Genomic DNA, 23493 nt, shown 5'->3' with positions numbered 1-23493 from the left:
GTTCCACTCTGAACGGATTCCCTCATGGATTTCACGCTAATCGGCGTCGTCGGTATCGCGGCGCTGCTGACACTGCTCGTGCTGGGTGTGCCTCTCGCGATCAATTTCCTGCTGGTCGCGTTCATCGGTATCGCCATGCTGTTGACGCCCTCCAGCGCCATCTCGCTGCTCGGCGACACCATGTATACGGCGATTGCCTCGCCGACCTTCACGGTTCTGCCGCTTTTTGTTCTGATGGGGGCCTTGGCGGCCGCCAGCGGTTTTGCTGAGCTCGCCTACAAGGGCCTACATCGGGTCAGTGCGCGGATTCCCGGTTCGCTGGCGGTTGCCACGGCATTCGGCAGTGCGGCATTTTCGACCGTCTGCGGGTCGTCGCTGGCGACCGCTAGCGTATTTGGCCGCATTGCCTACCCGGAGATGCGTCGCTACCAGTATGAGAAACGCTTCGCGTTGGGCAGTATCGCCTGCGCCGGTTCCTTCGCCGCCATGATTCCGCCCAGCGGCATGTTCATTCTGTTCTCGATCTTCACCGGCGTGCCGGTCGGGCAGTTATTCATTGCGGGAATCGTGCCCGGCGTGCTCACCGCAGTGGTATACGCAGTGTCGATCGTCTGGAGAGCGTGGCGCAATCCCGAACTGGCGCCGACTCTGGAGGAGGAGCAACGTGTCTTGCTTCGTGACCGCGTGCGCGGGTTGGCAGACCTTTGGCAGATCCTGCTGCTGGGCGGGGTGGTCATCGGCGGCCTGTACGGAGGTCTATTTACCGCGACGGAGGCAGGGGCTGTCGGTGCGCTGGGCGCGCTGGTTCTGGGGGTCATCAGTGGTCCGCTACGATCGCTCGACAAATTGCGCGCAGCACTGCGCGAATCGGCCGGCATTACCACGACGCTTTTCTTCATCATCGTGGCGGCGCTGTTCTTCAGCCGGTTTCTCGGCCTGACACGCATTCCCTTCGAGATCACCGGTTTCATGACATCCTGGGATGTGCCTTCCTGGATGGTGCTAGGACTGATTCTATTGATCTGGTTCGTGATGGGGATGGTTGTCGTGCCGGCGGCCGCGTTTGCACTGACGCTGCCGATCGTCTTTCCTATCGTTGTCGAGTTGGGCTACGAGCCGATCTGGTTTTGCATCATCGCCATGAAGATGTGCGAGATCGCGGGTGTAACGCCACCGGTAGGGTTGAATGCCTTTGCGCTGGCTGGCGCAGCAGGGAAGGACGTGCGCATCAGCGAGGTCTTCGCCGGGGTGTGGCCGTTCGTGGCATGCGATCTGATCATCCTTGCGTTGTTGTTGGCCTTTCCCGCTATCTCGCTATGGTTGCCGCAAAGCATGATGTGATGACGCCAAGACGTCTCGATGTGGGCAGGCCTCTGCCGTTGTGACGTAAAGTGCGCCCCGTTATGGGCGGGCGTGCAACCTGTTACTGATGAATTCGGTTTTCATTCACTAGGAAAAGCATACATGCTCAAGACGCCTTATCTTCTGTTTCTCGGGGATGTCCCCGATCCGTTGTCCGCCAAGGTCGCACAGGGTATCCGCGACTGGCGTCCCGAGTATGCGCTGGGGCAGTACCGTTTGCCCGGCTGCCAGGCGGACATGAACATTCCGGATCTCGATATCCAGCAGGCGGTCGAGCAGGGTGCCAAGACGCTGGTGATCGGCGCGGCCAACCGCGGTGGGGTGATTTCTCGTAGCTGGATCGCGGTACTGAAGGAGGCGCTGGCGGCCGGTATGGATATCGCCTCCGGCCTGCACAACTTGCTACGTGATGAGCCCGAGCTGGTCGAGGCGGCCGAACAATACGGCGGGCAACTGATTGACGTGCGCGTGCCTCAGGTTCAGTACCCCATTGGCGATGGCAAGAAGCGCCGCGGCAAGCGCTGTCTGGCGGTCGGTACGGATTGCTCCATCGGCAAGATGTACACCGCGCTGGCGCTCGATATCGCCCTGCGGGATGCCGGCGCCAAGTCCAGCTTCCGGGCCACCGGCCAGACCGGCATCCTGATCACCGGTCAGGGCGTGCCGCTGGATGCGGTCATCGCCGACTTCATGGCTGGCTCGATCGAGTGGCTGACCCCGGACAACGACGATGATCACTGGGATATCATCGAAGGACAGGGCAGCCTGTTCCATCCTTCGTATTCCGGCGTCACCATGGCGCTGATTCATGGCGGCCAGCCCGATGCGCTGATCCTGTGCCATGAGCCGACGCGCACGCACATGCGCGGGTTGCCGCACTATCAGCTGCCGACGCTGGAGCAGCTTCGCGACACCGCATTGCCTTTGGCTCGAGTGGTCAATCCTGACTGCCAGGTGGTCGGTGTGTCGGTCAACACCTCCGGCATGGCGGCGGATGAAGCCGATGCATATCTGGAGGCACTGGAGGAACGTTTGGGGCTGCCCTGCGTCGATCCTTATCGTCAGGGTGCCAAGCGTCTCGCCGAGGCGGTATTGGCATGTTGAAGCTGACGGTAGAAGAGCAGGTATTTCCCCTGGCGGAAGTGTTCACTATCTCGCGGGGGTCGCGCACCGATGCTCGCGTGGTAGTCGTGACACTCTCCGATGGTTTGCATGTCGGTCGCGGCGAGTGTGTGCCTTATGCGCACTATGGCGAGTCTGTCGAAAGCGTGATCGCGCAGATCGAATCGGTGGGCGATGATCTCGCCCAGGGCTTGGATCGCGCGGGGCTACAGTCGCGGTTGCCGGCCGGCGCCGCGCGCAACGCGCTGGACTGCGCCTTCTGGGATCTCGAGGCCAAGGTGGCCGGCAAGCCGGTGTGGGCGCTGGCCGGGCTCGATGCGCCGCAGCCGGAAGTTACGGCCTTCACGTTGTCGCTCGACACGCCGGACATCATGCGTGAGAAAGCGAAGCGACATGCCGACAAGCCGCTGCTGAAGCTCAAGCTGGGCGGGGAGGGCGATATCGAGCGCCTGCAAGCCGTGCGTGAGGGGGCGCCGGCGGCACGCATCATTGTCGACGCCAACGAGGGCTGGGATGCCCAAGCCTATCAGCGTCTGGCGCCTGTGCTGGTCGAGCTCGGTATCAGCATGGTCGAACAGCCGCTGCCAACGGATGCCGACGCGCCGCTGGCCGAGATCGCGCGTCCGCTGCCGGTCTGTGCCGATGAGGCATGCCACGATCGCGAGTCGCTAGCGAAGCTCGTCGGCCGTTACGACATGATCAATATCAAGCTGGACAAGACCGGCGGTTTGACGGAAGCGCTGGCGCTGAAACAGGCGGCGCTGGCGCAGGGATTCGATATCATGGTCGGCTGCATGGTCGGCTCCTCGCTGTCGATGGCGCCGGCGCTGCTGGTGGCACAGGGGGCGGCGATCGTCGATCTGGACGGCCCTTTGCTGCTGGCGCAGGACCGTGATCCTGGCATGCGTTTCGACAGCGAGGGGATACATCCAGCGTCGGCGGCGCTTTGGGGCTGAAGTCGATTACCGATCCCGTGGCGACCTCGTCGCGATGGTGACTGGGGCTTGCGACTGACACTGTCACCAACCTTGGCGCAGGGGGCCTGAGCGCCGACAGCGCCCCCGGATCGGAAGTGGCAACCGATAACCAGAGACGGTAGAGAAATGACACAACGCACGGTCTATATCGATAACAACTATGTGGCGGAGCAGGACGCGAAGGTCTCCATCTTCGATCGCGGCTTCCTGTTCGCCGATGGGGTCTACGAAGTCTGCTCGGTGCTCGGTGGCAAGCTGGTCGATTTCGAGGGGCATATGCGGCGTCTGCGTCGTTCGGCGGCCGAGCTCGAGCTGCCCCTGCCTTGGGCAGACGAGGCGTTGCTCGAGATTCATCGCGAGCTGGTACGTCGCAATGACTTGGCCGAGGGGCTGGTCTACCTGCAGCTGACACGCGGCAACCCGGGAGATCGAGACTTCGATTTTCCCTCGGCGGATCTCACGCCAACGCTCGTCCTCTTCACGCAGGCCAAGCCTCTACTGGAAAGCCGCTCGGGCCGTGAAGGCATTCGTGTCGCCACGCAACCCGATTGGCGGTGGGCCCGACGTGATATCAAGACCGTGCAGCTGCTTTATCCCTCCATGGCGAAGATGGCGGCGAAGGCGGCAGGGGCAGACGACGCCTGGATGGTCGAGGCCGGCAAGGTGACGGAAGGGGCCTCCAACAACGCCTGGATGCTGACGTGGGAGGGGGTGCTGGTGACGCGCGAGCTCTCCAGCGCCATCTTGCCTGGCATTACGCGGGCTGCCGTGATGGCAATCGCTGAGGCGCTCTCTCTGGATATCGAGGAGCGCGCGTTCAGCGTGGAAGAGGCGAAGCAGGCCAGGGAATGCTTCGTGACCTCGGCCACATCTTTTGTGACGCCGGTGATTGCCGTGGACGGTGTGCCGATTGGTGATGGTGTCCCGGGAGAGGTCGCGTTGCGGCTGCGAGCCGCCTACATCGAGGAGAGCCGCCGCCGCGCGGTTTAAGTTCGCCCGGGTCGCTGCCGCCTGCACCAACGCGTCTTGGATAGGTAGCGTGGTGTATCGGGCGGCAGCTATCGTGCGGTAACCGCAGGCAAAGAAAAAGCCCACCGAAGCGAATTCGGTGGGCTTTTGCGTATCTGGTGGCTACGCCCTGATTCGAACAGGGGACCCCATCATTATGAGTGATGTGCTCTAACCAGCTGAGCTACGTAGCCTTCGTCGTTCGCCGTAGCGTTTGTCGACGGGGGCGAATAATACCATAAGCCGATGAAACGTCAACGCTTTTTATCAAAAAAGCGCGGGCGGGCATTAGACATTGAAACGGAAGTGCATCACGTCGCCATCCTGCACGATGTAGGTCTTGCCCTCGAGGCGCCACTTGCCCGCTTCCTTGGCGCCGCTCTCGCCGCCCAGCGTGACAAAGTCGTCATAGCTGACCACTTCAGCGCGAATGAAGCCTTTCTCGAAATCGGTATGGATGACGCCAGCGGCTTCCGGTGCGGTGGCGCCAATCTTCACCGTCCAGGCACGGACTTCCTTCACCCCGGCGGTGAAATAGGTCTGCAGGCCGAGCAGACCGAAACCGGCGCGAATGACGCGGTCGAGCCCGGGCTCTTCCATGCCCATCTCCTCGAGGAACATGGTGCGCTCTTCGTCCTCGAGCTCGGCGATTTCCGCCTCGAGCTTGTTGCAGACTGGCACCACGACGGCGTTCTCTTCCGCAGCGATCGCGCGCACGGTATCGAGATGCGGATTGTTGTCGAAACCGTCTTCGTTGACGTTGGCGATATACATCGTGGGTTTCAGCGTCAGAAAGCCGTAGCTGCGAACCTGGCGCTGTTCGTCGGCATCCAGGCCGAAGCTGCGCAATGGCTTGCCTTCGGCCAGGTGCGGCTGAATTCGGTCGAGTATCGCTTTGGTCGCGATGGCGTCCTTGTCGCCACCTTTGACCACGCGGGTCAGACGCTGGATGCCGCGTTCGACCGCATCCAGGTCGGCCAGTGCCAGCTCGAGATTGATCGTCTCGATATCCGCGGTCGGATCGACCTGATTGGCGACGTGGATGACGTTGTCGTCGTCAAAGCAGCGCACGACGTGGGCAATGGCGTCGGTCTCGCGGATATTGGCCAGGAACTGGTTGCCGAGTCCTTCGCCTTTGGACGCGCCTTCGACCAGTCCGGCGATATCGACGAACTCCATGGTATTGGGGACGACCTTTTCCGGCTTGACGATCTCGGTGAGCTTGTCGAGACGCGGATCCGGCATCGGCACGATACCGGTATTCGGCTCGATGGTGCAGAACGGGAAGTTCTCGGCGTCGATGCCGGAGCGTGTCAGCGCATTGAAGAGAGTCGATTTACCGACATTGGGCAAACCGACGATGCCGCAATTGAAACCCATGGTCTGATCCTGAGAGATTCGATACTGAAACAACGAGAGGGCAACGCCCTGGATGGCGGGCATTCTACGGGACGCGGCCGGCGTGGGCCACTCCTAGCGGTCGGGACTGAGGGTCAGGCCGGTTTGAAACTGTGCAGGCGCTGCATCGCGCGCGTCCAATCCCCACCGATCGCGTCAGGAAGGGTGGTGATGATTTCGTCGATGGCGTCGTCGATCACCTGGCGTTCCTGCTTGCCGGGGCGGCCGAGCACGTAGTTGGTTACCAGCTTGGCACTGCCGGGATGGCCGATGCCGATGCGTAGACGATGGAAGCTGTTGGCGTTGCCCAGCGCGCTGATGATGTCGCGCAGACCGTTATGGCCACCATGCCCGCCGCCGGTCTTGTAGCGCGCACACCCGGGAGCGATATCCAGCTCGTCGTGGGCCACAAGCAGCTCGTCGGGAGCGATCTTGAAGAACTGGCACAGCGCGGCCACGGAGGCACCGCTGCGATTCATGAATGTGGTGGGGTTGAGCAGGTGAAGGTCATGCCTGCCCAGGCGGATCTTGGCGTGAAGACCCAAAAATTTTCGCTCGGAACGCAGTGTTTCGGCAGCGTCCCGAGCGAGTCTTTCGACCAGCCAGGCGCCGGCATTGTGGCGGGTGTCTTCGTATTCCGCCCCGGGATTACCGAGGCCAATGATCGCTTTCACTGCCATGCCGACTGCCTGTTATCCGGTCTTGGACGAAGGCTTATGCTTCGTCTTTCGGTTCGCCGTCTTCGTCGACGCCTTCACCGGCAGCTTCGTCTTCACGGCTGACGGTCGGCTGGGTAACGCTGACGACGCCATAGTCGTGCTCTTCGCCATGGCTCAGTTCAACCAGCGTCACGCCTTCCGGCAGCTTGATGTCGGAAAGGTGAATGGTTTCGCCGAGGCCCAGGTTGGCAACGTCGACTTCCAGGTACTCAGGCAGCTTGGACGGCAAGCAGCTGATCTGAACGTCGTTGTTGAGCACGTGCAGTACACCGCCTTCGTCCTTGACGCCCTTGCAGGTTTCCTCGTTGAGGAAGTGCAGCGGCACGTTCAGGGTCAGCTCGTGAGTCGCATCGACACGCATGAAGTCGGCGTGGGTGATCAGCGCCTTGTACGGATGGCGCTGCAGGTCACGGATGACAACCTGCTCGCTCTTGCCGTCGACCTTGAGGTCGATGACCGAGGAGAAGAAGGCTTCGTCTTCGATCGCCTTGTAGAAGGCCGGCTTGTCGATGGTGATCGGCTGCGGAGCGGCTTCGCCACCGTAGATGATGGCAGCAACCTGTTCGTTCTTGCGGCGCAGGCGGCGGCTCGCACCTTTCCCCAGCTCCGTACGAACGTTGGCATTCAGTGTGTATTGGGACATTGAGTGTCACCTCTATCGGTCGATAAAGGAAATCGCCAAGGCCCGCGACCAGACCTTGTCGTTTCCATTGAAGCGACTACCCACACGGCAGTCGCTCATGTCTCCGTACGAATGTCCTGCTCGTCTTCACGGTCGAGCCGTGAAGCGGTCAGTGGAACATTGCGCTGACGGATTCCTCGTTGCTGACACGGCGAATGGCTTCGGCGATGAGGCCGGCGACCGTCAACTGACGAATCTTGCCACTGCGACGCGCAGGTTCGGAGAGCGGTATGGTATCGGCAACGACGAGTTCGTCAAGCACCGAACCGCTAATATTGTCGACGGCGGGGCCGGAAAGGATCGGATGCGTCGCGTAGGCGACCACGCGGCGGGCGCCGCGATCCTTGAGCGCCTCTGCTGCCTTGCACAGGGTGCCGGCGGTGTCGACCATGTCGTCGACCACCACGCAGGTGCGATCCTGAATGTCGCCGATGATATGCATGACCTGCGCCTGGTTGGCCTGCGGGCGGCGCTTGTCGATGATGGCCAGGTCGACGTTGAGCTGCTTGGCGATGGCGCGGGCACGTACCACGCCGCCGACGTCAGGGGAGACCACGACGAGATTGTCGTAGTTTTGACGCTCGATATCGTCAAGCAGGATCGGCGAGCCGTAGACGTTGTCCACCGGCACATCGAAGAAGCCCTGGATCTGGTCGGCGTGAAGATCCATGGTCATCACGCGGTCGACGCCGGCTTTGACCATCATGTCGGCGACGACCTTTGCCGAAATCGGGACGCGCGCCGAACGCACGCGGCGGTCCTGGCGGGCATAGCCGAAGTAGGGGACAACGGCGGTGATGCGCGTAGCGGAGGCGCGACGCAGAGCATCGACCATCAGGATCAGTTCCATCAGGTTGTCGTTGGTCGGTGCGCAGGTCGACTGCAGGATGAAGACATCCTTGCCGCGAACGTTCTCGTTGATCTCGACGGCGATCTCGCCGTCGCTGAACTGTCCGACCGTGGCATGGCCGAGTCGATTGTCCAGGCATTCGGCTACTTTGGACGCGAGTCCAACGTTGGCATTACCGGTGAAAACCATCAATTTAGACACGCGCGGCCACCTTTGAGAGCTGTTGAAGGTCGGGAGAGAGCATTCGTTTGCCGTTGGAGCGGCGGGCAAGCCTGCGGGGCGCTGACGCCGCGACACCGACCTCTGCAGGCAGGCGACGTGTGACGTGAAAACGGCACAAGGCGACCCGGCAGCGGGGCGTGTCGAAACGGCAGGAGAAGCAACCGCAACGCCGGTAGGGAAATCGTGTGGGCTGAATGGCCATCGCGTCCCGTTTTCCGTATGCAGGCTTGTCGAGAAATTCAGGGAAGTGGCTGGGGTACCAGGATTCGAACCTGGGAATGCCGGTACCAGAAACCGGTGCCTTACCACTTGGCTATACCCCAGCAAACATCGGCAGCGCTCATTATGCGTAATCGCGCTAACCTTTGGCTAGGTCCGGAGACAAAACCAGTCGCGGTGGCGATAACGGTCTGAGAAAACTGCCCAGAATCACGTATGTCGCATCACGCCGGGTCTCTATTTCGGACCTCGTCAGCCTCCAGCGTTCGGTGCAGGGAAGACAGGTTATCTCCCTGTGCCTTGAAGGCTTGCCACCCTTTGGGGACATGGCGCAGTACGCGATCGGCACTGGCCTCATCATCCATCGGGCAAAAGACGCAGGCTCCGGTCCCGGTCAGCATGGCGTCACCGTACTGGCCAAGCCAGTTCAGTGCACGATCCACTTCGGGATAGAGCGCTCTGACCACAGATTGGCAGTCATTGCGCCACACCGTTTCGGGGGTGGCCCCGTCGAGTGCGCGACGCATAGTAATGACCGCGCTGTCGCGTGTCAAATCTGCGTGTCCAAAGACCGCAGGCGTCGAGACAGAGACGCCAGGGTGAATGATCACGAACCATGAGGGCGGAAGCGTGACAGGTTCCAGTTTTTCACCGATCCCTTCGGCCCAGGCGGTCTGTCCGCGCACGAAAACCGGTACGTCGGCCCCGAGTTCGAGCCCCATCGTCGCCAGGCGCTCCAGGTCAAGATCGAGCGCCCATAGTCGATTCAGTGCCAGCAGCGTGGTGGCAGCATTGGAGCTGCCACCGCCGAGTCCCCCACCCAAGGGAAGCCGCTTGTCGAGGCGAATTCGAGCGCCCTGGCGGCAGCCGGTCGTACGCTGAAGCAGGTGTGCGGCCCGCACGATGAGATTGTCCTCGGCCGCGACCCCGGCAAGGTCTGAAGTCAGTTCGATCGTTTCGTGGCCGGGCGGTAGGGCGGTGACGTGCAGCGTATCGCCGTAGTCCAGCAGTTGGAACAGGGTCTGCAGCTCGTGGTAACCATCCGCGCGGCGCCCGGTGATCCGCAGCAGACGATTGAGCTTGGCCGGTGATGGCAGCGTCAGCGATTTCATCGAGGCGTGTCCTGCCCGGGAGACCAGCGGTTGACGACGAGAGTGGCGCGGATGTCGTCATAGGTCATGACGAGTCGGCTGGGTAGCCACAGGCCGCCGGCATAGGTCCAGGCGCGATAGTCGATATCCCAGCCGGCCTGACGCAATGTATCGGGGAAGCCGAACTCGTCGGCGGTCACCTGATGTGGCGCGCCAGGCGCTGGCAAGCCCTTGATCCAGTAATCGAGCGCCGAGATTGGTAGCGACCAGCCAAGCTGCTGCATCATCAGGGCTTCGGGGGATGCGGCTTCGAAGGTGCCGTCTCCGGTGGTCAGCGTGACGCGTCGGTCGCGGCCTTCCAGCACGCTACGGCCGGCCCCAAACGGGCCGCTGATCAGCATGCGGTAGTGCGTCGGTGCCTGCTGCCAGTCGAGATTGGCGCTGGTGCTGTCCTCCGGTGTCCGCAGACCGACCTTGCCGGCCAGATTCCAGTGAGTCAGCGCCTCGAGCGCTGGCTGCTGGTTCTGCCAGTCGTCGGGTTGACGTGGCATGTCGGGCGTCGGCGCCTGACTGGCGCAGCCTGCCAGCCAAGCACTCAGCAGCAGCGCACCGAGCGGTGGCCACCGCCAAGTAGCGCGGGAAGGCTCGCGAGCCGGGGAGCGAAGGGGCGGCCGATCACTGGCCTGGGGGAGAAACGGCATCGTGACGTCCTGTCGAATCGGTCGGGGAGGTTGGTTGGTGGGAATTTGCATCGGTTGCCGTCGAGAGCTGAGGGTAGCGTTTCAGCAACTCATCGATATCGGGATGCGGCGCCCCGGCGGCGAGTGCGGCCTCGACAATCCGGCGCGCCTCGCGCGTCCGGCCTTGGGTGGCGAGCACTTCGGCCAGATGCGCGCCCACTTCCTGGTCGGGCTGCGCTGAATAGGCGCGACTTAGGTAGTCCAGCGCCGTATCGGTATCGCCGCGCTTGAAGTGTGCCCAGCCGAGGCTATCGAGGATCGCCGGGCTGTCGGGCTCGAGCGCATGGGCGCGCTCGAGCAATGTCAGAGCTTCGTCGTAGCGCTCGGTCGTGGTGGTCAGGGTGTACCCGAGCGCGTTGAGCGCGGCGGCATCGTTGGGGTCGAGCTGAATAATGCGCCGCAACCGAGAGAGCATGGTGCCGACATCACCGCGTGTGTAATCACGCATCGCCTGTGCATAGAGCAGGTCGGTATCATCTGGTGCCTGCTGCAGGGCGTCGTCGAGCAGCTCATCGCCGACGGCTGTGTGGCCAGCGGCGTCGAAGGCCTGGAGGCCGATCTGGGTCAGCGAAGCACGCTGCTCTGGGTGACGCAGGCTTTCGATACGCAGGAAACGCTGTGCGTCGTCAAGTCGGTCGGCATCGACCAGCATCTGCACGGCCATGGCGCGTGCGTCGAGGAATCCCGGTCCCGGTGGTACCTGTCGATAGTAGAGCAGCGCGTTGTCCGGCTCTTCCTGGGTCTCAGCGATGCTTCCCAGTAACAGGTAGGTCGCCGGCGGCGTCTCGTCGCGGTCCAGTAGCGGTAGTAGCAGGCGTCGCGCGGGCTCCAGCGCGTCGGCCTCCAGGTAGAGTCGCGCCAGGGCGAGTCGCAGGGTTGGGGTTTCATCGTGACGCGCCAGCAAGAGGTCGACTCGCTGCTCCGCGGCGGCAATATCGCCACTGGCAATCTCGGCTTGTGCCAGTGCCAGCAGGAAACGGCTGTCATCGGGCGCCAGTTCTAGGCCACGGCGTGCGCTGGCGATTGCCGTGGCATTATCGCCGTTCTCGACGGCAATCTGCGAACGGGTCAGCCAGAGCGCCGGCACCTCGGGATGTAAGGCTGCCAGCCTTGATAGCCGCTGCTGGGCGCGGTCTGTCTCTCCGGTTGCCGCTTCCAGGCGCGCGGTGGCCATCTGGGCGTCGGCATGTGTCGGGTGCGTGCGCGCGAAATCACGAAGCTGTGCCAGAAGTGTCGGCAGGTCGGCGCCCGCCTGCATGGCCAGCTCGCTAAATTCCAGTAGCTGGGCATCCTCGCCGCTGTCAGTCAGGGCCAGCCGATACTGCAAGGCGGTTGGCCAGTCGCCGCGATCGATGGCCATGCCCGACAGCAGTTCACGCGGTGCCGTGGCCGTTGGTGCCAGGCGCTGCCAAAGGTCGGCGCTCGACTGCAGTAGCCGGGTATCATCGGTATAGCGCGCGGCCAGCGTGGCGCGTTCGGCAAGCGCCGCCGAGCGATAACGCTCGGCGGCGGCCCGGTAGCCTTCGGCGGCACGCTGAAAATCACCGCGCTGGCCAGCCATTTCGGAAAGCAGGACATCGGAGAGGCCCTGCGCATCGAAGCCTCGCGTGATGGGCGGCGCTGTCCGCATCGGGTCGTCCGCCGGCGCAGACGGTCCGTCGGTCGATATGTGTTGGCAGCCAGCCAGCAGGGCCGCGCAGCCGGCGGCGAAGAAAAGACGTGTGGACATGCCGCCCTCGAGATCGATCGGTCGTTCCAGCATAACGGCTGGCGGGCCGGGGTCAATCTTGACAAGGGGGCCGCCTGCTCAGTCCGCGCGGGCTGTGCTAGAATGGCGCCACCGGGGCCGGGCGGGCCGCACTGGCATCGTGCGGAGCGTCCGGCTCGCGTTGTCTCGGCGGGAACCTGACAGTCGGTCGAGATGACTCGGGGAGCGGGTCGTGAGGTTGCCTCCGCGCGCTCCCGATTCCGGCCTGCCGCAGCGCTGATGCGCGGCGCAAGTGCCAGCCCCATGCAAGACTAATGACCGTGATTTCATGACGCTGCTAGCTCTGGGTATCAACCACCGAACCGCCGCCATCGAGATGCGCGAGCGAGTCGCCATTTCGCCGGCCCAGCTCGAATCCGCGCTGGTGCAGCTACGAGGGCTGCCCGACGTGCAGGAGGCGGCGATCCTGTCGACCTGCAATCGGACCGAACTCTACTGCGTCACCGTCGCCGAGGGTGAGCGTCAGCTGCTCGACTGGCTGAGCGGCTTCCATCAGATGCCCATCGACGAGCTGCTCAACTGCGCCTACCACTATCACGAGGGCGAAGCGGCGCGACACCTGATGCGCGTGGCAGCAGGCCTCGACTCCATGGTGCTGGGTGAGCCGCAGATCCTTGGCCAGCTCAAGGACGCCTACCAGATGGCGCGTCAGCACGCTGGACTGGGCAGTGAGCTGGAGCGCCTGTTCCAGCAGACTTTCTCCGTCGCCAAGCAGGTGCGCACAGAGACGTCCATTGGCGAAAATCCTGTCTCCGTCGCTTATGCCGCCGTCAGTCTGGCGAGTCGAATCTTTGACGACTTCAGCCGGGCGCGGGCGCTGTTGATCGGCGCCGGCGAGACCATCGAGCTGGTGGCGCAGCATCTGCGCGAGGCCGGCATCATGGGGCTGACCGTCGCCAACCGGACCCTGGCACGGGCGCAGGCGCTGGCCGCAACCTGTGACGGGCGGGCCATCGAGCTGGGCGGTATTCCACAGGCACTCGAACAGGCGGATATCGTGATCGCCTCGACGGCCAGCGACCTGCCGATCCTCGGCAAGGGTATGGTCGAGCGCGCGCTGAAGGTGCGTCGGCATCGCCCGATGCTCATGGTCGATATCGCCGTGCCGCGGGATATCGAGCCTGAGGTGGGGAATCTCGACGATGTCTTTCTTTACAGCGTCGATGACCTGCAGCAGGTCATTGCCGAGAATCGGCGGCATCGAGAGGTCGCCGCCCGCGAGGCGGAGGCGCTGATCGATAGCGGCGTCGGCCAGTGGCAGCACGAGCGTCGCGTCCGAGGCGCCGGGGATCTCATCCGGCGCTATCGTCAGCACGGCGAGGCGCTGCGCCAGGCCTCGGAGGCGGAAGCCTTGGCGCAGCTGGCGCGCGGCGAGGATCCGGAAGCCGTCATCAAGCGGCTCTCCCACCAGCTCGCGAACAAACTGATGCACGTTCCGACCCTGCGGTTGCGCGAGGCGTCGGGACAGTCCCGTCAGGACATCATTCAGGCGGCGGATAGTCTGCTGCTGGAAGCCTCCGCCACAACACAGGATTCTGCATGAAAGCGTCTCTGCGCGAACGACTCGACGCCTTTCAGGAACGTTTTGAAGAGCTGGCGGCGTTACTCTCCGATCCCGAAGTCATTGCCGACCAGCGCCGCTTCCGTGATTACTCCCGCGAATATGCCGAACTCGAGCCGTTGCTCGAGGCATGGCTCGCTTATCGCCGCACGGAAAGCGACATCGAGGCGGCCGATCAGATGCGTCAGGACAGCGATCCCGATATGCGCGAGCTCGCCGAAGAGGAGTGGCGCGAGTCGCGCACTCGCCTTGACGCGCTGGAGGAGACCCTCAAGCGGCTGCTGGTGCCCAAGGACCCGGACGACGACAGCAACGTCTTTCTGGAGGTTCGCGCCGGAACCGGCGGCGACGAGGCTGCGCTGTTCGCCGGCGATCTCTTTCGCATGTACTCGCGTTATGCCGAGAAGCGTGGCTGGAACGTGGAGGTCGTCAGTGCCAGCCACGGCGAGCAGGGCGGTTACAAGGAGATCATCGCACGGGTGAAGGGCGAGAACGTCTATGCGTCGCTGAAGTTCGAGTCCGGTGCCCATCGCGTGCAGCGCGTGCCGGCGACTGAGTCTCAGGGGCGGATACATACTTCTGCCTGTACGGTGGCGGTGATGCCCGAAGCCAGCGCGGTCGGTGAGGTCGATATCGACACCAATGACCTGCGGGTGGATACCTTCCGCTCCAGCGGTGCGGGTGGCCAGCACGTCAACACCACCGATTCGGCGATCCGCATCACCCACCTGCCGAGCGGGCTCGTGGTCGAGTGCCAGGAGGAGCGCAGCCAGCATAAGAACCGGGCCAAGGCGATGTCGCTGTTGGCGGCACGGCTCAAGCAGGCGGCCGTTGACTCCCAGCGCCAGCAGCAGGCCGATACCCGACGTTCGCTGGTCGGCTCCGGTGACCGCAGCGAGCGCATCCGGACCTACAACTTTCCTCAGGGGCGGCTTACCGATCACCGCATCAATCTGACGCTCTACAAGCTCGGGGAAGTGCTCGGCGGCGAGCTCGACGAGGTCATCGTACCACTGGTCAACGAGTACCAGGCTGACCAGCTGGCGGCGCTGCAGGCCGAGGAATGACGGTCGACGATGCCCTGCGCGAGGCGGCGCTTCGGCTCGAAGGTTCGCCGACTCCGCGTCTGGACGCCGAAGTGCTGCTGAGCCACGTCTGCAGCCGAGACCGGACCTGGCTCTATACCTGGGGTGACCGCGAGTTGACGGAGGCCGAGCTGGCCACGTTCGTTGACCTGATCGAGCGGCGCGTCGGTGGCTGCCCGGTCGCCTATCTGACCGGCGTGAGAGAGTTCTGGGGACTGTCACTGCAGACGTCTGCCTCGACGCTGATCCCGCGGCCCGATACGGAGTGCCTCGTCGAAGTCGCTCTGGCCTGTGCCGGCGAGCAAGGCGCGCTGCTCGATCTGGGGACGGGGACCGGTGCCATTGCCCTGGCATTCGCCAGCGAAAAACCGCAATGGCAAGTCACCGGCGCCGACCTGACCGAGGAGACGGTCGCGCTGGCACGCGCCAATGCGCAAGCGTTGGGTATCGTCAACGCCACCTTTCGCCAGAGCGACTGGTTTGCCGCCATGCCGGGCGAACGCTACGACCTGATCGTCTCCAATCCGCCCTATATCGCCAATGACGATCCGCATCTCGGGCAAGCTGATGTCCGCTTCGAGCCGCGCTCTGCGCTGGTGGCCGAAGCGCATGGAATGGCCGCGCTGCTCCATCTTGTCGAGATGGCGCCAGACCATCTGCGTTCCGGTGCCTGGCTGTGGCTGGAGCATGGCTACGACCAGGCGGCGGCGGTGCGCGACGCGCTGACGCAGCGAGGTTTCCAGCAGGTCGAATCGTATCGCGATCTGGGCGGACACGAGCGGGTTTCCGGCGGGCAATGGTGTTGAATTGTCGTTGCCGTCTGTGGTTTTGAGTTACCTGTGCGTTGAACGGTAAGCGAGATCGCGGCTAGTGAGCGTTATCTTGCTGTGTTAGTAATAATGCCGCTATGAAATGGTGCGTCATGCCGAGTGTGAGCAGGACGCGCGTGAAGTCATGAAAAACCGATCAATCAACGGCTTGGAACAATTACAGCAATGAAAGCCAAATCGCGATCTCTGGATCGAATCGACCTCAACATTCTGCGCTGTCTCCAGGACAATGCCCGCATCTCCTACGTGGATCTGGCATCGCAGGTCGGCCTTTCGACCACGCCTTGTCTCGAGCGCGTCAAGCGACTGGAAAGAGCGGGTGTGATCCGCGGCTACAAGGCGGTGCTGGACCCCGGTGCGCTACGGGCCAACCTGCTGGTTTTCGTCGAGATCAGCCTGAATACCCAGTCGCCGGCCGTGTTCGACGAATTTCGCAAGGCGGTGGCGACACTCCCGCAGATCCAGGAGTGCCACCTGGTCTCCGGCCAGTTCGACTACATACTCAAATGCCGGATCCCTGAAATGTCTGCCTACCGTCAGCTGCTTGGCGATGTGGTGCTGACCTTACCGGGGGTCAAGGAGTCCAAGAGCTATGTCGTCATGGAGGAGGTCAAGGAAGAGCTGGCGTTGCCGATTCCCGAACTCGAGCCAGCGGAACCCAAATGATGGCAGGCGTGCCTGATCACGACGGGAAGGACAATGAACGACGACGCGTTGCTGCGCTATAGCCGCCATATCATGCTGGAAGAGATCGACATCGTCGGTCAGGAGCGCCTGCTGCGGTCACACGTATTGATCATCGGTGCCGGGGGGCTGGGGTCGCCGGCGGCGCTCTATCTGGCGGGTGCCGGTGTCGGGCGATTGGCGATCGCCGATGACGATGTCATCGAGCTATCCAACTTGCAGCGCCAGATCGCGCACGTCACGGCGGGCATCGGCAATTCGAAGGCCGAATCGGCCGCCGCGGCGGCGCAGGCGCTTAACCCGGAGACTAGCGTGCAGGCACTGGCTCGTCGCCTGACCGGCGACGACCTGCGTGAAGCCGTCGAGAATGCCGACATCGTGCTGGACTGTACCGATCGTTTTTCCAGTCGTTTCGCCATCAACCGTGCCTGTGTCGCCTCGCGAACACCACTGGTAAGCGGTGCGGCCATCCGTTTTTCCGGGCAGTTGGCGGTCTTCGATCCGCGAACGGAGGCATCGCCCTGCTACGCCTGTCTCTACGGCGAAGCCGGCGACGACGATGCCTTGAGTTGTGCCGAGAGCGGTGTGGTGTCACCACTGGTCGGCATCATCGGTAGTTTCCAGGCACTGGAAGCGCTCAAACTCATTACTGGCGCGGGTCGGCCGCACTCGGGGCTCGCCACGTTCGATGCACTTGCTGGCGAGTGGCGCCGTTTCGCGCTGCCACGCGACCCGCAATGCCCAGTGTGCTCGATGCGCTAAGCGTTTCGCGGATCAGTGGTCTAATCCGCATGTAATGGTGTTGTTGCCGCTGCGGGTGCTACCACGCGTCTCGTTGTCCCGCTACGATGGCCTTGGCACTTTTTCACAGGGCTTTCAGTGAGATGACACGGGATAGCGAACGTCATGCAGCGATTCATTCCTGACTCCTACTATCAGGCCAGTCGGCGTGTCACGCTCGCACCCTCGTCGACACTCGATAGTGATGTGACGGCCGATGTGTGTATCGTCGGCGGCGGCGTGACCGGCTGTTCGGCGGCGCTGCATCTGGCGGAGCGGGGCTATCGCGTGGTGCTGCTCGAGGCGGGCGAGATCGGCCACGGGGCTTCCGGGCGCAGCGGCGGGCAGATCCTGCCCGGCTTCGGTACCGACATGTCGACGATCGAGAGGGCCGTGGGGCAAGAAGCGGCACGTCGGCTGTGGGAGATGAGCTGCGAATCGGTGCGTTTGACCGAGTCCTTGGTGCGGCGACACGAGATTCCCTGCGATCTTGTCTGGGGCTATGTCCATGTGGCGGTCAAGCGGCGTCATGTCAGCGCCATGCGCCGGCATGCCGAGCGCATGGCCGAGCGCTACGGTTACCACGGTGAGCATTGGCTGGATCGCGAACGGCTTCAGGCCCATGTCCGCGCCGAGGGCTACCTCGGCGGACTTTACGACGCCGAGGGCGGTCATCTGCATCCGCTCAATTACACCCTGGGACTGGCGCAAGCGGCACAACGGGCAGGCGCCGTGGTGCATACAGGCACGCCGGCGCTGCGGGTCGAGTCCGGCCGCCAACCAAGGGTGGTGACTGCGGCAGGCTCGGTGCGCTGCGCATTCGCGGTGATCGCCTGCAATGCTTATCTGGATGGCCTAGTCCCGGCGCTGGCGGGGCGTCTGATGAAGGTCGCCAACTACATCATCGCCACCGAGCCGCTAGAAGCGGCTACCGCGCGCGCGATACTGCCCAGCAACGCTGCGGTCTCCGATGCCAATTTCGTGCTCGATTACTACCGACTCTCTGCCGATCGACGCCTGCTGTACGGCGGTGAAGTCAGCTATACCGGGCAGCCGCCACGGGGTCTGGACTCGCGCATGCGTGACAAGATGCGCTCCCTGTTCCCGGCGCTTCAGAATGTCGGTATCGACTACCGTTGGGGGGGGGATGTCGGCATCACTCGCAACCGCGCGCCGGACTTCGGCCGGGTCGACAGCAATATTTTCTATGCCCAGGGCTATTCCGGGCATGGCATGACCCTGGCAGGGCTTGCCGGGCAACTGCTGGCCGACGCGATTGGCGGTCAGGCCGAGCGGTTCGATGATTTCGCGGCTATCGACCATCGCCGTTTTCCGGGTGGCGAGCGCCTGCGGGTACCGTTGCTGGCGCTAGCGACAACGTTCTATCGGCTGCGCGACCGGTTATAGCGCGAGCTATTGCTGCGATCGACTGGGCTAGCCGCCTAGGCGGTCACGGAGACGGTAGAACCAGGCGCCCAGCGTCGTCAGAGGAACGCGGAACAGGCGTCCGCCCGGGAAAGGGGTATGAGGGATGCCAGCGAAGGCGTCAAAGCGGTCATGCTCGCCACATAGCACTTCCGCCATCAGGCGTCCGGCCAGGTGCGTACAGGTCAAGCCATGCCCGGAATAGCCCTGAGCGTAGAGCACGTTGCCATTGATGCGGCCGAACTGCGGCAGCCGGTTGAGCGTGAGGAGAAAGTTGCCGCTCCAGGCATAATCGAACTTGATGCCTCGCAGTTGGGGAAAGGTCCGTTCGAGATTCGGACGAATGCTCGCTTCGATGCTGGCCGGGTCTCCTCCGCCGTAGGTGACGCCGCCGCCATATAGCAGGCGTCGGCCCGCGGAGAGTCGATAGTAATCAAGCAGGTAGTTGCTGTCTTCGACACAGCGGTCGTGGGGAAGCAGTTGATGGGCGACCGAGGCTTCCAGTGGCGTCGTCGCGATCATCTGTGTCCCGCAGGGCATGGAGCGCCCCTCAAGCGCCGGTAGCAGGCCACTCAGGTAGGCGTTGCCCGCCACGATGACGTGGTCGGCGCGGATTTCACCCTGAGCGGTACGAACGCGGGCCGGCGCGCCATGAACAAGCTCCACGACCGGCGAGGCTTCGTGAATGGTGCCACCCAGTGCCTCGAAAGCGGCGGCCTCGCCGAGAGCCAGATTGAGGGGATGCAGGTGCCCGCCGGCCTGATCGAGCAGGGCGCCCACATAGCGCGGCGAGCCGATTTCGTCACGATACGTCCGGCTGTCGAGCAACGACAGCGCCGAGTGGCCGTACCGTTCCCAGAGTGCCTTGTGCGCCACCAGACCACGCATCTGCTTGTCGGTGCAGGCCGCGAAGAGGTTGCCCGCCTTCAGGTCACAGGCGATGTCATAGGTGGCAACGCGCTCACGGATAATCTGCGCGCCCTCGAACGCCATGCTCCCCAGCGCCCTGGCCGTGGTCCCGCCGTATTTCGCCTCGATGACATCCATGTCACGGCTGTAGCTGTTGACGATCTGCCCGCCGTTGCGGCCCGAGGCGCCAAAGCCGATCCGAGAGGCTTCCAGCAAGGTGACATCGAAACCCCGCTCGGCCAGATGTAGTGCGGAAGAGAGCCCGGTGAAGCCACCCCCGATGACGCAGACATCGGCCCGCTTCCCGCCGGTAAGCGGCGGGCGTACCGGCGCTGCGTTGGCGGAGGCTGCATAGTAGGAGCGCGGATGGTCGACGCGCATGACGGGGTTTCGATCATCGCGGGAAGGTATGGCGTTGTCGGTGGCGATTGGTCGCTGGTCCACGGTGGCTCTCGAGCGGTGGGCATCGGCCGACGATAGCGCTAAAGCGCGGGGGGCGGAAGTCACAATGCTCGATCAACGAGGCCGTCGCCATGACGCGTGAGGGGATGCCAACGCTGCGACGGTGGCCTATCGCCGCGTTGGCAGATGGGGTAACGCCTAGTCCGTAGCGCCTTGCGTTCAGGGCGTCGGCGAAGTGGCCTGCCACTGCGGTTGACCGTCGCGCATGAGCACGCGATCTCCCTCGGGCTCGTCGTCCAGCCGTGCGTCGTGGACTTCGCCCTCGTAGCGGTAGCGTACGGCGTAGCCGACGGTGTTGTCCTGGCTGTCGGTCACCGTATTGCACCGCTGTTCGGTCGTGGTATAGGTATCGCCCTGCTGCATGCGGCCCTGCACCTGATTGCCCGCGATGCCGCCGCCGACGGCCCCGGCAGCGGTCATGATCTTCTTGCCGCTACCGCCACCGAATTGGTTGCCCACCACGCCGCCGACGATCGCACCGATCGCGGTGCCGGCGATCTTGTGTTCGTCCTGAACCGGGCGTTGATGCGTTACGGTGACATCCTCGCACACCTGTCGCGGCGTTTCGGTGGTCTCCACGATCGGCTCGACGCTGATGATGTCGGCGTAATCGGGTTCATCGCTGCCGGCCTGGTAGGCACCGACGCCGATGCCAAGCACCGCAATCGTGCTGCCGATGATGATCGCTTTATTCATGATGCTCCTCCTCCCGATTCGCCCGCTGGAACGGTGCTCGTTCTCCAGGGCGAATCCTTAAAACCTCACGGCCTGGCGAAAGGCCTGGCCGCTCACTGCGCGGCTTGTTGATAGCGGCGACTTCCCTGTCGCGGTGGCGCCTGAGCGCCCATTCCAAGGTGATCGACCTCGCGGTGACGGCCGCGTTGGGGCGCGAACGGCCCGAGTGGATCACGCTTTGCAGTTTAGTGCAGCCAGGCTGCGGACGTGCCAAGGAGGTGGGTTATTGAACGCTGTTTTCACAATGCGCGGTGGCGATGTCGCTGACCGGCAACGCCGTTACTGACGTCGCGGTCAGGCGATGATCAGCGGCTGCGTGCCTCGGTGGCCAACTGCTGCAACAGCTGCAGCTGATCGCCGGCCAGTTCCGGCGTGGCAGAGAGGTGCAGGCGCTGCTCGTCGTTAAGCTGGGAGGCCGTGCGAAGCGGTTCGTCCAGCAACGGCAGCGCACCGGCATTCGGGGTGCGGTAATAGGCGTAACTGGCGCTGCGAGCGGCATTTTCGGGTCGCAGCATGAAGCTGATGAATTCGCGGGCCAGTTCCGGATGGCGCGCGCGGCGGGGAATGACCAGCGTATCGACCCCTAGTTGCGAGCCCTCTTCGGGGATGAAGAACTTCAGCGAAGCGTAGGTCTGTGGCGCATCGGCCTTGCGATAGTCGAGATCGCCGCTGTAGGTAACGGCGGCACGAGTGACGCCGCGCGCGACCTGGTCGATAGCCGCCGTGCTGTCGGCAAAGCCGGTGAAGTTGGGTCGATCGAGCGTCTGGCTGACGAGTTTCGCGGCGTCGATCCAGGCGCTCTGGTCGGTACAGTCGAAGCCGTTGCCCTGGTAGGCGCAAGCCATACCGAACAGTACCTGCGGATCGCCGCCGAGCAGCGCGAAGGGTTGGTCGGGGTTGACCTCGGGGTCGAACAGTAGCGACCAGGAGGGAGCGGGATCGGGGAAGACGGCGCTATCGTAGACGATGCCGGTGACGCCCCACAGATACGGCACACTGAAACGGTCCAGTGGATCGTAGTCGGGCTGACGGAACGCCGGCATCAGATGGTTGCGACCTTCAATGCCATCCACCAGTGGCTGGATCAGCCCGGCGTCAACCAGTCTCGGCACGTAATAGTCGGTCGGTACCACGACGTCGAATTGTGCATCGCCACCGGCGACCAGCTTGGCAAACATTTCGGCGTTGGACGTGAAATAGCTCTGCACGACCTCGGCGCCAGTCTCGCGCTCGAACGCCGCAATCACCTCGGGGTCGGCGTACTCGGTCCAGTTGAACAGGTAGAGCTTGTCGCTTTCCTGGGCAAGGGCGCTGGTGGCCAATAGCGTCAGCGGCAGCAGCAGCGTCGGAGTGAGGCGAACCATGCGGAGATCTCCCTGGCTGGCCGGTTCGCCGATGGTGGCTGACCGGACGGATGGTGGTATGGACAGGTAAGCGAATCCGGGGTGGCATCGGTCGGGCGATCAGGTCGATGCTGCCGGCTTGAGCGCTGCCTTAGACGCGCAGCAGCAGATGCTCTCGCTCCCAGGAGCTGATGACGCGAAAGTAGGCAGAGTGCTCGGCGCGCTTGACCGCGAGATAGCTGCGGGTAAAACGCTCGCCGAGCAAGTCGGCGAGGGGCGCGCAGTCGCCCAGCGCGTTGAGCGCGGGGCCCATGTCATCCGGCAGGGTATGTCCAGCGGCCCAGGCCGAGCCGGTGAGTGGGGCTCGCGGTTCGAGCTGTGCCAGCATGCCGAGATAGCCGCAGGCGAGTGATGCCGCCATGACCAGATAGGGGTTGGCGTCAGCTCCGGCGAGACGGTTTTCCACGCGGGTACCCGACGGGGAGCCGACCGGCACGCGCAGGCCCACCGTACGGTTATCGTATCCCCACTCGGTGTTGATCGGTACCGAGCTGTTGCTGCTGCCCGGTAGTAGTCGACGGTAGGAGTTCACGTTGGGGGCGAAGAACGGCATCGCTGCCGGCAGGTATTGCTGGAGCCCGCCAATATAGTGATGGAAGAGGGCGGCGGGTTGTCCATCCTCGCCGGCGAAGAGGTTATGGCCCTGGGTGCGGTCGATCAGGCTCTGGTGCAGGTGCATCGAGCTGCCGGGTTCGTTGGCCATCGGCTTGGCCATGAAGGTGGCGTACATCTGATGGCGCAGTGCTGTCTCGCGCAGGGTGCGCTTGAAGATGACGACCTGGTCGGCGAGGCGCAGTGGATCGCCGTGACGGAAGTTCACCTCCATCTGGCCGGCACCTTCTTCGTGGGTCAAGGTGTCGATATCGAGCTGCTGGGCCTCGCAGTAGTCGTACATCTGCTCGAACAGCGGATCGAATTCGTTGACCGCATCGATCGAAAACGACTGGCGGCTACTCTCTTGTCGGCCGGAACGACCGATGGGTGGCTCCAGCGGATAGTCCGGGTCAGTGTTGGTCTTGACCAGGTAGAACTCCAGCTCCGGCGCCATGATCGGCTGCCAGCCCCGCGCCTCGTAGAGCGATAGAACATGCTTGAGCACGTGACGCGGCGAGAGCTCCACCGGTTCGCCGTTCATGTAGAGGCAGTCGTGGATGATCTGTGCCGTGGGATCGTCGGCCCAGGGAACCAGATAGGCCGAATTGGGATCCGGTACCAGTTGCATGTCCAGCTCCGCCGGATTCCAGAAGCGGATGTCGTCATCGTCCGGATAGCCGCCGGTGACGGTCTGGATGAAGATGGAATCCGGCAAGCGGGTACGGCCGCCGCGCAGGTACTTGCCCGCAGGCATGATCTTGCCCTTGAGGATGCCGGTCAGGTCCGAGACCAGGCACTCCACTTCGGTGATGCCGTGCCGGTCGAACCACTCCTCGAGCACGTGACGCTGCGTATCGCTCATGACAC

21 protein-coding genes and 2 tRNA genes are annotated in these 23493 nt (G+C 63.4%); 10 read left to right on the top strand and 13 right to left on the bottom strand.

The features are described from left to right. The first annotated feature begins 24 nt into the window (after positions 1–24). The 4 genes from MC381_RS13870 (at position 25) to MC381_RS13855 (ending at position 4451) form a co-directional block, all read left to right on the top strand. Positions 25–1341, top strand: a complete 1317-nt coding sequence (locus MC381_RS13870) for a TRAP transporter large permease (protein ID WP_251978336.1) — start codon at positions 25–27, stop codon at positions 1339–1341. Positions 1342–1464: 123 nt separating this feature from the next. Continuing rightward, positions 1465–2466 carry an N-acetyltransferase DgcN gene (dgcN, locus tag MC381_RS13865; protein ID WP_251978335.1) on the top strand — a complete coding sequence of 334 codons (1002 nt, stop codon included), beginning with the start codon at positions 1465–1467 and terminating at the stop codon, positions 2464–2466. Further along, on the top strand, positions 2460–3440 hold the full coding sequence (gene dgcA / locus MC381_RS13860; protein ID WP_251978334.1) for an N-acetyl-D-Glu racemase DgcA: 981 nt from the start codon (positions 2460–2462) through the stop codon (positions 3438–3440). Before dgcN ends, dgcA begins: the two co-directional genes overlap by 7 nt. A 147-nt stretch (positions 3441–3587) precedes the next feature. Continuing rightward, entirely contained in the window at positions 3588–4451 is an 864-nt protein-coding gene (locus MC381_RS13855) for a D-amino-acid transaminase (RefSeq protein WP_251978333.1), read from the top strand. A 135-nt stretch (positions 4452–4586) separates the two neighbouring features. On the opposite strand, the gene MC381_RS13850 is transcribed toward MC381_RS13855, so the two are convergent. From MC381_RS13850 to MC381_RS13810, 9 genes are all read right to left on the bottom strand, one after another. Then, positions 4587–4663: transfer RNA gene (locus MC381_RS13850), tRNA-Met, on the bottom strand. Positions 4664–4757: 94 nt separating this feature from the next. Then, complete coding sequence (ychF, locus tag MC381_RS13845; RefSeq protein ID WP_251978332.1) at positions 4758–5849, bottom strand: redox-regulated ATPase YchF; 1092 nt, start codon at positions 5847–5849, stop codon at positions 4758–4760. Positions 5850–5962: 113 nt separating this feature from the next. Continuing rightward, positions 5963–6547, bottom strand: a complete 585-nt coding sequence (gene pth, locus MC381_RS13840; RefSeq protein ID WP_251978331.1) for an aminoacyl-tRNA hydrolase — start codon at positions 6545–6547, stop codon at positions 5963–5965. A 34-nt stretch (positions 6548–6581) separates the two neighbouring features. Further along, complete coding sequence (locus tag MC381_RS13835; protein WP_251978330.1) at positions 6582–7229, bottom strand: 50S ribosomal protein L25/general stress protein Ctc; 648 nt, start codon at positions 7227–7229, stop codon at positions 6582–6584. Positions 7230–7377: 148 nt separating this feature from the next. Continuing rightward, a complete protein-coding gene (locus tag MC381_RS13830) occupies positions 7378–8319 on the bottom strand; it encodes a ribose-phosphate pyrophosphokinase (protein ID WP_251978329.1) in 942 nt (313 codons plus the stop codon). A 269-nt stretch (positions 8320–8588) separates the two neighbouring features. Next, positions 8589–8663, bottom strand: a tRNA-Gln gene (locus MC381_RS13825). A gap of 120 nt (positions 8664–8783) precedes the next feature. Next, the gene (gene ispE, locus MC381_RS13820; RefSeq protein WP_251978328.1) at positions 8784–9671 is read right to left on the bottom strand and encodes a 4-(cytidine 5'-diphospho)-2-C-methyl-D-erythritol kinase; all 888 of its coding nucleotides are present in this window, start codon (positions 9669–9671) and stop codon (positions 8784–8786) included. Next, positions 9668–10351, bottom strand: a complete 684-nt coding sequence (gene lolB / locus MC381_RS13815) for a lipoprotein insertase outer membrane protein LolB (RefSeq protein ID WP_251978327.1) — start codon at positions 10349–10351, stop codon at positions 9668–9670. The genes ispE and lolB overlap by 4 nt, the downstream gene beginning before the upstream one ends. Then, the gene (locus MC381_RS13810) at positions 10326–12119 is read right to left on the bottom strand and encodes a tetratricopeptide repeat protein (protein WP_251978326.1); all 1794 of its coding nucleotides are present in this window, start codon (positions 12117–12119) and stop codon (positions 10326–10328) included. The genes lolB and MC381_RS13810 overlap by 26 nt, the downstream gene beginning before the upstream one ends. 307 nt (positions 12120–12426) lie before the next feature. Between MC381_RS13810 and hemA the strand changes: the two genes are divergently transcribed. From hemA to MC381_RS13780, 6 genes are all read left to right on the top strand, one after another. Further along, positions 12427–13701 (top strand): glutamyl-tRNA reductase, encoded by a 1275-nt coding sequence (gene hemA, locus MC381_RS13805; protein ID WP_251978325.1) that lies wholly within the window; start codon positions 12427–12429, stop codon positions 13699–13701. After that, positions 13698–14786 carry a peptide chain release factor 1 gene (gene prfA / locus MC381_RS13800; protein WP_251978324.1) on the top strand — a complete coding sequence of 363 codons (1089 nt, stop codon included), beginning with the start codon at positions 13698–13700 and terminating at the stop codon, positions 14784–14786. Before hemA ends, prfA begins: the two co-directional genes overlap by 4 nt. Next, the gene (gene prmC, locus MC381_RS13795) at positions 14783–15610 is read left to right on the top strand and encodes a peptide chain release factor N(5)-glutamine methyltransferase (RefSeq protein WP_251978323.1); all 828 of its coding nucleotides are present in this window, start codon (positions 14783–14785) and stop codon (positions 15608–15610) included. The genes prfA and prmC overlap by 4 nt, the downstream gene beginning before the upstream one ends. 189 nt (positions 15611–15799) lie before the next feature. Then, positions 15800–16300 (top strand): Lrp/AsnC ligand binding domain-containing protein, encoded by a 501-nt coding sequence (locus MC381_RS13790; RefSeq protein WP_251978322.1) that lies wholly within the window; start codon positions 15800–15802, stop codon positions 16298–16300. A gap of 33 nt (positions 16301–16333) precedes the next feature. After that, positions 16334–17080 (top strand): HesA/MoeB/ThiF family protein, encoded by a 747-nt coding sequence (locus MC381_RS13785; RefSeq protein WP_251978321.1) that lies wholly within the window; start codon positions 16334–16336, stop codon positions 17078–17080. Positions 17081–17224: 144 nt separating this feature from the next. Then, positions 17225–18505 (top strand): NAD(P)/FAD-dependent oxidoreductase, encoded by a 1281-nt coding sequence (locus MC381_RS13780; protein ID WP_251978320.1) that lies wholly within the window; start codon positions 17225–17227, stop codon positions 18503–18505. 27 nt (positions 18506–18532) lie between these two features. Here MC381_RS13780 and MC381_RS13775 read toward each other — a convergent pair whose 3' ends face one another. From MC381_RS13775 to MC381_RS13760, 4 genes are all read right to left on the bottom strand, one after another. Next, positions 18533–19813, bottom strand: coding sequence for an NAD(P)/FAD-dependent oxidoreductase (locus MC381_RS13775; protein ID WP_251978489.1), 1281 nt, complete (start codon positions 19811–19813; stop codon positions 18533–18535). 240 nt (positions 19814–20053) lie between these two features. Continuing rightward, positions 20054–20590, bottom strand: coding sequence for a glycine zipper 2TM domain-containing protein (locus tag MC381_RS13770; RefSeq protein WP_251978319.1), 537 nt, complete (start codon positions 20588–20590; stop codon positions 20054–20056). A 344-nt stretch (positions 20591–20934) separates the two neighbouring features. Next, positions 20935–21993 (bottom strand): polyamine ABC transporter substrate-binding protein, encoded by a 1059-nt coding sequence (locus MC381_RS13765; RefSeq protein ID WP_251978318.1) that lies wholly within the window; start codon positions 21991–21993, stop codon positions 20935–20937. Between the two features lie 130 nt (positions 21994–22123). Further along, on the bottom strand, positions 22124–23488 hold the full coding sequence (locus tag MC381_RS13760; protein ID WP_251978317.1) for a glutamine synthetase family protein: 1365 nt from the start codon (positions 23486–23488) through the stop codon (positions 22124–22126). Positions 23489–23493 lie beyond the last annotated feature (5 nt).

Source organism: Salinicola avicenniae, from assembly GCF_023736115.1.
Lineage (GTDB): Bacteria > Pseudomonadota > Gammaproteobacteria > Pseudomonadales > Halomonadaceae > Salinicola > Salinicola avicenniae.
Note: the sequence above shows the minus strand (reverse complement) of the source record. Positions and strands in the feature narration are given on the sequence as shown.

What these genes read in the sequence shown, in the direction of transcription:
- MC381_RS13770 (WP_251978319.1), bottom strand. Translation starts at nt 20,590, where the DNA reads ATGAATAAAGCGATCATCATCGGCAGCACGATTGCGGTGCTTGGCATC.
- MC381_RS13810 (WP_251978326.1), bottom strand. Translation starts at nt 12,119, where the DNA reads ATGTCCACACGTCTTTTCTTCGCCGCCGGCTGCGCGGCCCTGCTGGCT.
- dgcN (WP_251978335.1), top strand. Translation starts at nt 1,465, where the DNA reads ATGCTCAAGACGCCTTATCTTCTGTTTCTCGGGGATGTCCCCGATCCG.
- dgcA (WP_251978334.1), top strand. Translation starts at nt 2,460, where the DNA reads ATGTTGAAGCTGACGGTAGAAGAGCAGGTATTTCCCCTGGCGGAAGTG.
- MC381_RS13790 (WP_251978322.1), top strand. Translation starts at nt 15,800, where the DNA reads ATGAAAGCCAAATCGCGATCTCTGGATCGAATCGACCTCAACATTCTG.
- MC381_RS13780 (WP_251978320.1), top strand. Translation starts at nt 17,225, where the DNA reads ATGCAGCGATTCATTCCTGACTCCTACTATCAGGCCAGTCGGCGTGTC.
- prmC (WP_251978323.1), top strand. Translation starts at nt 14,783, where the DNA reads ATGACGGTCGACGATGCCCTGCGCGAGGCGGCGCTTCGGCTCGAAGGT.
- prfA (WP_251978324.1), top strand. Translation starts at nt 13,698, where the DNA reads ATGAAAGCGTCTCTGCGCGAACGACTCGACGCCTTTCAGGAACGTTTT.
- pth (WP_251978331.1), bottom strand. Translation starts at nt 6,547, where the DNA reads ATGGCAGTGAAAGCGATCATTGGCCTCGGTAATCCCGGGGCGGAATAC.
- ychF (WP_251978332.1), bottom strand. Translation starts at nt 5,849, where the DNA reads ATGGGTTTCAATTGCGGCATCGTCGGTTTGCCCAATGTCGGTAAATCG.
- MC381_RS13855 (WP_251978333.1), top strand. Translation starts at nt 3,588, where the DNA reads ATGACACAACGCACGGTCTATATCGATAACAACTATGTGGCGGAGCAG.
- MC381_RS13760 (WP_251978317.1), bottom strand. Translation starts at nt 23,488, where the DNA reads ATGAGCGATACGCAGCGTCACGTGCTCGAGGAGTGGTTCGACCGGCAC.
- hemA (WP_251978325.1), top strand. Translation starts at nt 12,427, where the DNA reads ATGACGCTGCTAGCTCTGGGTATCAACCACCGAACCGCCGCCATCGAG.
- MC381_RS13835 (WP_251978330.1), bottom strand. Translation starts at nt 7,229, where the DNA reads ATGTCCCAATACACACTGAATGCCAACGTTCGTACGGAGCTGGGGAAA.
- MC381_RS13765 (WP_251978318.1), bottom strand. Translation starts at nt 21,993, where the DNA reads ATGGTTCGCCTCACTCCGACGCTGCTGCTGCCGCTGACGCTATTGGCC.
- ispE (WP_251978328.1), bottom strand. Translation starts at nt 9,671, where the DNA reads ATGAAATCGCTGACGCTGCCATCACCGGCCAAGCTCAATCGTCTGCTG.
- MC381_RS13775 (WP_251978489.1), bottom strand. Translation starts at nt 19,813, where the DNA reads ATGCGCGTCGACCATCCGCGCTCCTACTATGCAGCCTCCGCCAACGCA.
- lolB (WP_251978327.1), bottom strand. Translation starts at nt 10,351, where the DNA reads ATGCCGTTTCTCCCCCAGGCCAGTGATCGGCCGCCCCTTCGCTCCCCG.
- MC381_RS13785 (WP_251978321.1), top strand. Translation starts at nt 16,334, where the DNA reads ATGAACGACGACGCGTTGCTGCGCTATAGCCGCCATATCATGCTGGAA.
- MC381_RS13870 (WP_251978336.1), top strand. Translation starts at nt 25, where the DNA reads ATGGATTTCACGCTAATCGGCGTCGTCGGTATCGCGGCGCTGCTGACA.